Source organism: Microcystis sp. BLCC-F209 (genome assembly GCF_041928595.1).
Classification (GTDB): Bacteria; Cyanobacteriota; Cyanobacteriia; order Cyanobacteriales; family Microcystaceae; genus Microcystis.
In genome coordinates, this window is the sequence record NZ_JBHFLL010000185.1 from 1 (window position 1) to 11,213 (window position 11,213).

The 11,213-nt window shown below is 43.5% G+C and carries 6 protein-coding genes and 2 pseudogenes; 6 read left to right on the forward strand and 2 right to left on the reverse strand.

The features are described 5' to 3' along the window. Both ACE1AQ_RS11700 and ACE1AQ_RS11705 read left to right on the forward strand, forming a co-directional pair. Positions 1-424: pseudogene (locus tag ACE1AQ_RS11700) on the forward strand (IS1 family transposase); the annotation flags it as partial. A 48-nt stretch (positions 425-472) separates the two neighbouring features. Next, a pseudogene (locus ACE1AQ_RS11705) lies at positions 473-3,151 on the forward strand (Eco57I restriction-modification methylase domain-containing protein); the annotation flags it as partial. Positions 3,152-3,271: 120 nt separating this feature from the next. Here the strand turns inward: ACE1AQ_RS11705 and bioD are convergent. Further along, the gene (gene bioD / locus ACE1AQ_RS11710) at positions 3,272-3,964 is read right to left on the reverse strand and encodes a dethiobiotin synthase (RefSeq protein WP_103112471.1); all 693 of its coding nucleotides are present in this window, start codon (positions 3,962-3,964) and stop codon (positions 3,272-3,274) included. A 476-nt stretch (positions 3,965-4,440) separates the two neighbouring features. Here bioD and ilvB point away from each other — a divergent pair, with 476 nt between their 5' ends. After that, positions 4,441-6,294, forward strand: a complete 1,854-nt coding sequence (gene ilvB, locus ACE1AQ_RS11715) for a biosynthetic-type acetolactate synthase large subunit (RefSeq protein ID WP_008202620.1) — start codon at positions 4,441-4,443, stop codon at positions 6,292-6,294. 234 nt (positions 6,295-6,528) lie between these two features. Here ilvB and ACE1AQ_RS11720 read toward each other — a convergent pair whose 3' ends face one another. Continuing rightward, positions 6,529-7,791: a HEAT repeat domain-containing protein gene (locus ACE1AQ_RS11720; RefSeq protein WP_008202618.1), complete on the reverse strand. Its 1,263-nt coding sequence runs from the start codon at positions 7,789-7,791 to the stop codon at positions 6,529-6,531. 191 nt (positions 7,792-7,982) lie between these two features. Here ACE1AQ_RS11720 and ACE1AQ_RS11725 point away from each other — a divergent pair, with 191 nt between their 5' ends. From ACE1AQ_RS11725 to serA, 3 genes are all read left to right on the forward strand, one after another. Beyond that, the gene (locus ACE1AQ_RS11725) at positions 7,983-8,216 is read left to right on the forward strand and encodes a hypothetical protein (protein ID WP_008202616.1); all 234 of its coding nucleotides are present in this window, start codon (positions 7,983-7,985) and stop codon (positions 8,214-8,216) included. 147 nt (positions 8,217-8,363) lie between these two features. After that, positions 8,364-9,293 (forward strand): HEAT repeat domain-containing protein, encoded by a 930-nt coding sequence (locus ACE1AQ_RS11730; protein ID WP_008202614.1) that lies wholly within the window; start codon positions 8,364-8,366, stop codon positions 9,291-9,293. Positions 9,294-9,398: 105 nt separating this feature from the next. Then, a complete protein-coding gene (serA, locus tag ACE1AQ_RS11735) occupies positions 9,399-10,976 on the forward strand; it encodes a phosphoglycerate dehydrogenase (RefSeq protein ID WP_002804127.1) in 1,578 nt (525 codons plus the stop codon). The last annotated feature ends 237 nt before the right edge of the window (positions 10,977-11,213 follow it).

The following is an 11,213-nucleotide window of genomic DNA, read 5'->3' on the forward strand; positions in this document are numbered from 1 at the left end:
TCGGACAAACCAAAAGGTAAATTGGTTAGAGAATGTGATGAGATGTGGTCTTTGGTTTTTTCTAAGACGATAAAGTTTTATATTTGGCTGGCAATTGATAGAAAAACAAGGGAAATTATTGGTTGCTATGCGCGGAGATAGTAGTCGTCAATCAGCTAAAAAACTTTGAGGCCAGTTTACCAGGTGTTTACCGACAATGCGCGGTTGCTTACACAGACTTTTGGGAGTCCTATAAGACAGTAATTCCTAGTAAACGTCATCGGGCAGTAGGTAAAGAAACTGGTCAAACTAATCATATTGAAAGATTCAATAATACCTTTCGACAAAGGATTTCTCAGCTGGTGAGAGAGAGTCTATCTTTCTCTAAAAAAATGGAGAATCACATTGGGGAACCCTTTGGTATTTTATCCATGACTACAATGCACAGCAAAGCAAAGGATTAAGCCGCCATCACTACTACCGAATCACCACCCGCGAGGCTAAGGTTAAAACGACTTTTGCTCATGTACCTTATTTAAATAGTTCGTTATTTGAACCAACGGAGACGGAAGACCAAACGATTTTTATTGGCAATTTGCGGGAGCGAACTTTACCCATTTTTGCGGGGACGGTGCTAAAAGATAATCAGGGTAATAAGCGAGTAGGTGAGTTAAATGCGTTGGCTTATTTGTTTGAGTTTTTGGATGCTTATAAGTTTGATCGAGATGAGTTAGAAAATCCTCAAGAAGATAGCGAAAAGTTAATTAATGCTTTGGTGTTGGGGTTAATTTTTGAAAAGATTAATGGTTATAAAGATGGTTCTTTTTATACACCGAGTTTTATTACCATGTATATGTGTCGGGAAACGATACGAAGAGCGATCATGCAGAAGTTTAGTGAAGTAAAAGGCTGGAATTGTCAAACTTTAGATAATTTATATGAACGAATTGAGGATAAAAAAGAGGCAAATGTTATTATTAATAGCCTGAAGATTTGCGATCCAGCGGTGGGTTCGGGACATTTTTTAGTTTCCGCTTTGAATGAGATAATTGCGATTAAGAGTGAGTTACGGGTTTTATTAGATAGTTCGGGTAAGTCGCTAAAAGATTATCGGGTAGAGGTGCGAAATGATAAGTTATTGGTTTACGATGATGAGGGGAGTTTATTTGCTTATCATCCGAATAATAAGGAAAAGCAACGGGTACAGCAAGCCTTATTTCATGAGAAGCAAACGATTATCGAGGGGTGTTTATTTGGGGTGGATATTAATCCTAATTCCGTGACGATTTGTCACTTGCGGTTATGGATTGAGCTTTTAAAGAATGCTTATTATCGCGAGGATGGCAATTTAGAAACTTTGCCAAATATTGATATTAATATCAAGTGTGGTAATTCTTTGATTAGTCGGTTTGGGTTGGATGTGGATGTTAAACAGGTTTTACAGAAGCAGAAGTTTAGTATTGAGGAATATCGCAATGCGGTACAGACTTATCGCAATGCGGAAAATAAGGAACAAAAGCGGGAGATGGAAACGCTGATTGCTAAGATTAAGGCTGGTTTTAGTGCTAATTTATTAATTGGTGATCCTAAGAAGGTGAAGTTACGTCAATTACAAGGGGAACTTTATAATCTGGAAAATCAGGGTTTATTGTTTGAGGAGACTAAGACGGAGCAAAAAGCGCGGGAGAAAAAAGTAACTAAGTTAAATAATGAGATTGATAAGCTAACTGCTGAAATTGCAGATATTGAAGGCGGTAGGCTGTATAATAATGCTTTGGAATGGCGGTTTGAGTTTCCTGAAGTGTTGAATGATGACGGGGATTTTGTCGGGTTTGATGTTGTCATTGGGAATCCTCCTTATATTTCAATACAAGATTAAAAAAAATCTAATTCTTTAGTTTGTGATTATTATTCTAAAAATTATCAAACAGCAAAAAAAGGTAACTTTGATATTTATCTTCCTTTCGTTGAGAAATCATTAAGCTTGTTAAATTCGCACGGTATAGTTGATTTTATAATGCCTTCTCTTTGGATTTATAACGAGTATGGAAAACCCCTAAGAAGCTTAATGATTAAATCTCATTATTTATTAAGATTTTTAGATTTTGGCTCTACCCAAGTTTTTATTGATGCAACTATTTATACTGCTTGTCAACAATTCAGTAAAAGACCTAGACCTTTTTTTAGATATTTAAAAACAGAAGCTGATAACTTTGAGACTGAAGGATTTTCGGAAATTTATTTTTCTAGCTTAAATGAAAATAATTGGAGTTTGGGAAAAGAACATATTTTGTTAATCAAAGAAAAGCTTGAGTTAAATTCAAAACCTTTAGGTGAAATAGCGCAAATTTTTGTTGGGATTCAAACAAGTGCAGACAATATTTATCATTTACACAAAATTTCGCAAGGAATATATTTTTCAAAAATACTAGATAAAGAAGTTGAAATTGAAGACTCTATTATGAAACCACTAATTTCAGGAACAGATGCCAAACGGTATAAAATTCCAAATACAAATAAATATTTGCTTCATCCTTATGAAGCGAGTGGTAATTTTGCTTTGTTTGACATTAATTTATTGAAAAATAATTATCCAAAAGCTTTTAGATATTTAAAAGATAATGAAGCTATTTTGAGAAGTTGAGAAAACAATAAATTTAATAATGATGATTATTGGTATCAATTTGGAAGGAACCAAAATATTGATAAGCAACATTACTCTAAAATAGGAGTTGCTCAAACTGTCTCTGATTTACAATGTTTTCTTGATGAAAAAGGAGATTTTTTCTTAAATAACGTTCGAGTTAATGGAATTAAACCTATCAATGAAGTAGATATAAAATATTTATTGGGTATTTTAAACTCTAAAGTTGCAAATTTTTATTTTAAATTAGTTGGCAAGCCAAAAGACAATGGTTTTTTTGAAGCGAATAAACAATTTATTTCGCCGATTCCTATTAAAATTGTAGATCACAAATATCAAATAAAAATTAAGTTATTAGTTGACAAAATTCTCACTGCTAAAAAAGACGATCCTAACGCTGACACAAGCGAATTAGAAAAGCAGATTGATCGCTTAGTTTACAAACTCTATCAACTCACATATAATGAGGTAAAAATCATTGATCCAGAATTTGCCCTAACAGAACAAGAATATCTGGACTTACCCTAATTTATTCCCTTACACCCCCGATGTCCTGTAGGGCTAATTCATGAATTAGCCCTACAATGGCTGTTGTCAAATTGAAAGATGCTGGGAATCAGCTTTGCCTTTTGCCTTGTGCCTTTTGCCTCATCTCAACAAGCAATTTAAATGCGCGGGCAGCTTAATTTCCGGCCAACTAGCTACCACCGAGGCCAATTTATCCAAATCCCGACGATCTTCGATAAAGGGAAAAACACCTAAAACTGGACAATTAGTCAAGGATTGAATTAAATCGATCGGTGTTAACTGCTCTATCTCCGTCTCCGTGCGCGGTTCAAGACAATTAAGGATAATTCCGCCCAAATTGACCTTTTTCTGCTCTGCTAGGGCAATATTAGCCACCGTTTGGGAAATCGCCCCCAATTTCACCGGCACCACCAAAAGCGTTTTTAACCGCCATTGAGCCGCTAAATCGGCCAAAGTTAGCTCGTGAGTGACAGGACAACCTAAACCCCCCAAACCCTCAATTAAAACCAAATCTTGGCTTTTTTGTAGGTTTAGCAGAGCTTGCCACACCGTCCCCAAAGGAATATCTCGACCTTCCAAATCAGCAGCCACAGGAGGCGCTAAGGGTGCTTGATATTGCAGCGGTGTGATCATTTCTAATTGACCCTGAAATAAACCCTCATACCATTCTCGATCGCCTTGACCCGTTTGCATTAATTTCATCAGCCCCAAGGCCTTGGATGGATAGTATTTTTGCCAATAAGCCACTAAAGCAGTGGTGACAACGGTTTTACCCGCATCGGTATCCGTAGCCGCAATCAAAAGACTATTCATAAAACTCCCAGGCTCAGTCAAGATCAGGTGAAATCACCAGCATTTATTATCTTATCCCCCATCACCCCACTTCCCCATCACCCCACTTCCCCATCACCCCACTTCCCCATCACCCCACTTCCCCACTCCCTTCTCCCTGCTCCCCTCTCCCCAATTCATAATTCATAATTCATAATTCCCACACCCCACTTCCCCATCACCCCACTTCCCCACTCCCTTCTCCCTGCTCCCCTCTCCCCAATTCATAATTCATAATTCATAATTCCCACACCCCACTTCCCCATCACCCCACACCCTACACCCCACTTCCCCAGATATTGCATGGGTAAGATGCAAAAAGAAAAAAAACTGCGGCCAAAAAGGTGAGATGGAATACACTAAAAGTATAAGGTTATCAATTTTGCTATTTTTCAAGTTGCATCCTAGGCAACAGAATTGCAATTATCCCTCTAGTTAGAAATTGGACGGTTTGCCCTGTGGTTTCATCACTTCCCAAGCCCAATGACTCTTTAACAACGGTTCCCCAGCGTTGTTCTGGGGCTTATGCCTTGATGGACAGTCTCAAACGTCATGGTGTTAAGCACATCTTCGGTTATCCCGGAGGTGCGATCCTGCCCATCTATGACGAACTCTACCGCTTTGAAGAGCGGGGAGAATTACAACATATTTTAGTGCGCCACGAACAAGCGGCCGCCCATGCCGCCGATGCCTACGCTAGGGCCACCGGCAAAGTGGGGGTCTGTTTCGGTACTTCCGGCCCCGGGGCGACCAATTTGGTGACAGGCATCGCTAACGCACACATGGACTCCATCCCGATGGTAATTATCACCGGTCAGGTGAGTCGGGCGGCCATCGGTTCCGATGCTTTCCAAGAAACCGATATTTATGGGATTACTCTCCCGATTGTTAAACATTCCTATGTGGCTAGAAATGCCAGCGAAGTAGCAAGAATCATCGCTGAGGCCTTCCATATCGCCAGTACAGGACGACCGGGGCCGGTTTTAGTCGATATTCCCAAAGATGTCGGTTTAGAACCCTGCGATTATATCCCCGTCGAACCGGGAGATGTGAAACTAACCGGCTATCGTCCCACGGTTAAGGGCAATCGCCGTCAAATCGAGGCCGCTTTACACCTCTTGGAAACCGCCGAAAAACCTTTACTGTACGTTGGCGGGGGTGCGATCGCCGCGAATGCCCACGCCCAAATTGCCGAGTTTGCCGAGCGTTTTCAGTTACCCGTCACCACCACGTTAATGGGGATCGGTGCTTTTGATGAACATCATCCCCTCTCGGTGGGAATGTTAGGAATGCACGGCACTGCCTACGCTAATTTTGCCGTGACCGGGTGTGATTTATTAATTGCAGTCGGCGCTCGTTTTGATGACCGAGTAACGGGAAAATTGGACGAATTCGCCTCGAAAGCTAAGGTAATCCATGTGGATATAGACCCCGCCGAAGTGGGCAAAAATCGCGCCCCTGACGTGCCGATTGTCGGGGATGTCCGGGTAGTTTTAGAACAAATACTCCAAAAAGCCAGAGAATTTGATTATCCCACTAATCCTGAGCGCACCCAAGCCTGGTTAGCCCAGATCGAGCGCTGGCGCCAAGATTATCCCCTGCAAGTACCTCGACCGGAAGGCAGACTTTCCCCCCAAGAAGTAATCGTTGAGGTGGGCCGTCAAGCACCCCACGCCTACTACACCACCGATGTGGGCCAGCATCAGATGTGGGCGGCCCAATTTCTCAAAAATGGTCCCCGACGTTGGATTTCTAGCGCGGGATTGGGGACAATGGGTTTCGGTTTACCAGCTGCTATGGGGGTAAAGGTGGCCATTGCCGATGAGGAGGTCATCTGTATTAGTGGTGATTCCAGTTTCCAGATGAATCTACAGGAATTAGGCACCCTCACCCAATTTAATATTCATGCCAAGACGATTATTATTAATAATGGTTGGCAGGGTATGGTACGTCAATGGCAAGAAGCTTTCTATGGGGAACGTTATTCTAATTCCAATATGGAAGTGGGAATGCCGGATGTGGAACTGTTAGCCCAAGCTTACGGCATTAAAGGGATTACTATTCGCCATCGAGAGGAATTAGCCGCAAAAATTGCCGAAATGTTGGCCCATGATGGTCCGGTTTTGGTCAATGCGATCGTTACTAGAGACGAAAATTGTTATCCCATGGTTGCCCCCGGTCAAAGTAATGCGCGTATGATTGGTTTACCGAAAATTGTCACCAGAAGTTGTGAAATGCTCAATTGTCCCAGTTGTGGCGCGGTTAACAGTGTGAATAATAAATTCTGTCCTGAATGTGGGGCGAAATTGTAGCCAAACATTGTTAATCAATTATCTAGCCTCCGTTAAGGATAACGGAGGTTTTCCCTTTTTTCTCTACTGTACCTTGTATCTTGAGCGGTGATCGCATCCTGTAGGGGCGAAGCATTCGGGCAATAACCTATCGCTGAAACCGTAGATTTCCTATCCGAATGCTTCGCCCGTACTTTTTCAGCAGACCCTATTTAAACCCAAATTTTCGATAAAATAACCGAGAATTGCTAGGCATTAAATCCGATTGACTTTCGATCGAATTAACCAATCGCCATCCTCGGCGATCATCTTTTTCCCTTCCCGATCGCCTAACTTTTCTAAGGCCAATAAACTAGCATATTTTAAATCAAAAATCTGACTATTCAAAGACTTATGTAGTAGAGAAATTGAGCGCCGATCACCGATATTTCCTAAAGCGATGGCAGCGGCGGCCCGGGATTTTTGGAATTGGGGCGAAGTATTTTCTAAGGCTTCGATAAATAGATCGTAAGCGGGAGAATATTGCAGCCAACCGAGAATTTTAATAACATGATAATGCGCTCCGTAATCATTATGAGCCTCTTTTTCCCAAGTAGTTAATAAAGCTTCTGGGGCCGCCGTGGCATAATTTTCTAAAAGAGTTTTACTGGCAAGATAACAGCGGCCAAAATCCGTGTGATAGAGTTCACCGATGGTAAAATCAATTGTCGGTGGTTGATCGTACTCGTGAACTAAATCAAGACTTTCGGGATGGTCATAAATAACGCTATCTAGATAGGGTTCCACCTCGGCAAAAGTTAGACCTTTTTCCTTACCCACCTCCGCTAATAAACGAATTCCCCGCAGACGAAAAGCGATCGAAACTGGACAGCGAGAGATTTGGGGAATTGCCTGATAGTAACCCGCATCAATTAGGTCTTGAATAGAGCCACGACGGGCGTTAACATTATCATCTTGGAGAAAAGCCACCACTTGCCCCATCTGACCATAATCCCCCGTTAAACGGCAAATAGCGGCAATTGCTGCACTGGCGATCGGTTTATCTGGCCAGTTTGTCAATTTTTCTATGGACGAGACGGCGGGTTGATAATCTAATTTAGCTAAAGTTTGAATAATAGTCCGGTAACTCTGGCCAGGTTTATCTAATAATTGACTAATTTCCTCTAAAATGGCGGTTTCTTGGGTACCGATCTCGCCGATCGCCCAGACAGCATTCTCCACGGTATAAATATCTTCATCGGTTAAACAATTGCGGATAATCGGTAAAGCTTTTGCTGCTTGCAAACGACCTAAACTTTCTAAAGCTTTGCGTCGGGTAATGCGATCATAGAGATCGTCAGAGGGATTTTCTACGGCTGCGATCAAAGCATTAATCGATCGCTCCGTGGGAAAATTAATTAGATGGGCTGCCGCTACATAACGCTCTGTGGGTGCGTTTAACTGTTCGAGTGGGGTTTGTAGGAGAGCGATCGCTTGATCTTCTGTTAACCCAAACATATTAAAAAAACGTTTATCCATCGTGCCTTAAATCAAGTAAAAAGTCAGGGGTAAAAAGGGAGAAATCCTAATTATTTCTAGGGTTTCATTCAATCCGCGAGATTTCCCAGAATCGGTTTCGTTACCAGTTATTACAATTATCGGACTAGGGTAGGAAAATTTGAGAAAATCAGAGACAAACCTTTAACAAAAATCTCAATTAAGCGATCGCCATGACTGACAATCTCAGCAATATTTCCGACCCCGTTACTCCGCAAGACATCGCGGCAGTGATTGAAGAATTTGAGGTCTATCGTCAACGCTTGATCAACGATCTCACCAATGCCGCTCAAAAAGCGAAACTGCCCAAATCAAAGCTTAATGCTCGTTTAGAGCCAGAATTAGCCCAAATTGACGAAACTCTCGCCCATCTGCGCGCCCAACAGGCTGCCCTCAGCAGCAATTAAAAAAATAGCCAGCAGCCGTTGGTCGTCAGCGAGATAAAAGTTATATTGGTCGGAAAAATGGCTAATTAATGGAAAAAACGAGAAATAAAGGCTAATGGCCGATGGCTGACCGCTAATTAACCCAATATTGATGGAAAATTCCTGATTATGAGTGAAGCGATCAAATTATTCCCCCTATCCAGTGCCGAAGTAGATGAATTTTTGGCGATCGCCCGTAAGGAAGTGGCGGAGGGAACCTTCGATGGGAGTGATAGCCAACGTATCCAGCGTCTGGTGGAATGTTTGGGAGATCCCCGGGGAATGGTGCGCTTGGGTTTTGCCGATACTCTCGGTAAAATCGGCCAAGCTGCCACTCCTTTTTTAGTGACAGCACTGCTCAATCATCAGGATCCAGTGGTGCGTCGTGCCAGTGCCAAAACTCTAACACTAATTGCGGATCCGGACAGCGTATCTCCCCTAGTGCAAGCGCTGCTTAACGATGAGGATACGGTGGTTAAAGGTTCCTCCGTGGGTGCTTTGGCGCGTATTGGTGAGGCTGCTGTTCCCCAGTTACTCGATATTCTCGCCTCCAGTGAACATCCCGAAAGCACCAAAGGTCATGCGGCCTGGGCCTTAGCCTTTATTGGCACGGAAGCGAAGGAATATTTATATCGGGAAATTAACTCTGATGTGGAAGCGGTGCGGGCTGCCGTGGTAGGTGCGATCGCTAAAATCGCCCAGGATAGTGGCGAAGCAACAGCCTTGGAATTGTTAATTAATGCCCTTGAGGATACCTCGGAAACGGTGCGTTGTGAAGCGGCGGCAGTATTAGGAAATCTCGCCTATAAACCGGCAGTTTCCCGTTTAATTCCCTTGTTAGAACATCCCGATGGCGAAACGCGCAAATCGGCGGCTTTGTCGTTAATGAAAATTAAGGATACAGAAGCAATAGCAGCCCTAGAAAAGGCCTTAGAAAAAGAAGCGGAAAACTCGATCGCCACCGTGATTAAATTGGCCATATCTCAGTTACAACGGCAAGAGGATGACATGGACACCATTGAAGACCATGGCAAGGACAACCTAAAATCTTTTGGCTAATTTTGCCATGGACTGCACCCTTTGCTTCTAAAATGGGCTATTGCGGCTAGACCCCAATTGGTCAAGCATTTGCCCGTAGACTGAAAAAAGCACGTTATAAAGATTATGGCCAAAGTTCTGGTATCCGATTCGATCGATCCGGTAGGAGTAGAAATTCTGTCACAGGTTGCCCAAGTGGACGTGAAAACAGGACTATCCGCCGAGGAAATCATTCAAATTATCCCCGAATACGACGCACTGATGCTCCGTTCCAGTACGCGCGTCACCAAAGAAATCGTCGAAGCGGGCAGCAAACTGCAAATTATCGGCCGCGCGGGGGTAGGAGTCGATAATATCGATGTTCCCGCGGCCACTCGTCAGGGTATTATTGTCGTTAACTCTCCCGAAGGGAACACGATCGCCGCTGCCGAACACGCCTTGGCCATGATGTTATCCCTCTCCCGTCATATTCCCGATGCCAATCAGTCGGTAAAAGCGAATAAATGGGAAAGAAATCGCTTTATCGGCACAGAAGTTTATAAAAAGAACCTAGGAGTCGTCGGTTTAGGTAAAATTGGCTCCCACGTCGCCGCCGTCGCTAGATCCCTCGGCATGAAAATTCTCGCCTACGACCCCTTTATTTCCAAAGAACGCGCCGATCAACTCGGTTGCACCCTGGTGGATCTAGAACTACTCTTTGCCGAGTCCGATTTTATCACCCTCCACGTCCCGAAAACTCCCGAAACCCAGCATCTCATCGGTCGGGAAACCATCGCTAAGATGAAACCCACGGTCCGCATCATTAACTGTTCCCGCGGCGGCATTATCGACGAGTTGGCTTTAATTGAAGCCCTCGAATCCGGTAGAATCGCCGGGGCAGCCTTGGATGTATTTGAACAGGAACCTTTAGGCGAATCTAGATTAAGAGAATTGTCTAACGTCATCCTCACTCCCCACCTAGGTGCCTCGACTACGGAAGCACAGGTGAATGTGGCTATTGATGTGGCCGAACAAATTCGGGATGTCCTCCTCGGTTTGCCAGCGCGTTCGGCCGTTAATATCCCCGGACTAACTCCCGATGTTATGGAAAAACTGCGCCCTTACCTGCAATTAGCGGAAACTATGGGTAATCTTGTCAGTCAGTTGGCAGGAGGTCGCTGTGACTCGTTAAATGTCCGTTTACAGGGAGAATTGGCCACTAAAGACAGTCAACCTCTGGTGATAGCGGCCATTAAGGGTTTACTTTCCCAAGCCCTCCGGGAACGGGTAAACTATGTTAATGCGGCGATCGAAGCTAAGGAACGCGGTATCCGGGTAATCGAAACCCGGGACGCTTCCACCCGCGACTATTCGGGATCGATTCATTTGGAAGCTAATGGTTCTATGGGGACCCATTCCGTCACCGGAGCGCTGTTAAGTACGGGAGAAATCCGCATTACTGACCTCGATGAGTTCCCCATTAACGTGCCTCCGAGTAATCATATGCTCTTCACCCTTCACCAAGATATGCCAGGTATTATCGGCAAAATTGGCGCACTTTTAGGCAGTTTTAACGTCAATATCGCCAGTATGCAGGTAGGACGCAAAATTATTCGCGGTGATGCGGTTATGGCCCTGAGTCTCGATGATCCTCTACCGGAAGGTCTTCTCTCGGAAATTACTAAAGTCCCCGGTATCCGCGATGCTTACACGGTAAAACTCTAGATTAAATCAGTTATCAGTAAACAGTAATCAGTAAACAGTAATCAGTGAAAGGAAAGCTCTGCACTTGCCACTTAATACTGTTGACTGAAAACCCAAATCTGATAACTGATAACTGATAACAAGGGCCGAATCTCAGACCTAATTGGTTAAGCTAAAAGCTTTGATGTGCTTAGTTTCTAACCTTCTTTTTAGGTAGGAGAATTGTCAGATTCTGTCTTTTGCCTCTTGCCTGTTGCC

Coding starts and splice junctions, on each gene's coding strand:
- bioD (WP_103112471.1), bottom strand. CDS start 3,964: ATGAATAGTCTTTTGATTGCGGCTACGGATACCGATGCGGGTAAAACC.
- ACE1AQ_RS11720 (WP_008202618.1), bottom strand. CDS start 7,791: ATGGATAAACGTTTTTTTAATATGTTTGGGTTAACAGAAGATCAAGCG.
- ACE1AQ_RS11725 (WP_008202616.1), top strand. CDS start 7,983: ATGACTGACAATCTCAGCAATATTTCCGACCCCGTTACTCCGCAAGAC.
- ACE1AQ_RS11730 (WP_008202614.1), top strand. CDS start 8,364: ATGAGTGAAGCGATCAAATTATTCCCCCTATCCAGTGCCGAAGTAGAT.
- serA (WP_002804127.1), top strand. CDS start 9,399: ATGGCCAAAGTTCTGGTATCCGATTCGATCGATCCGGTAGGAGTAGAA.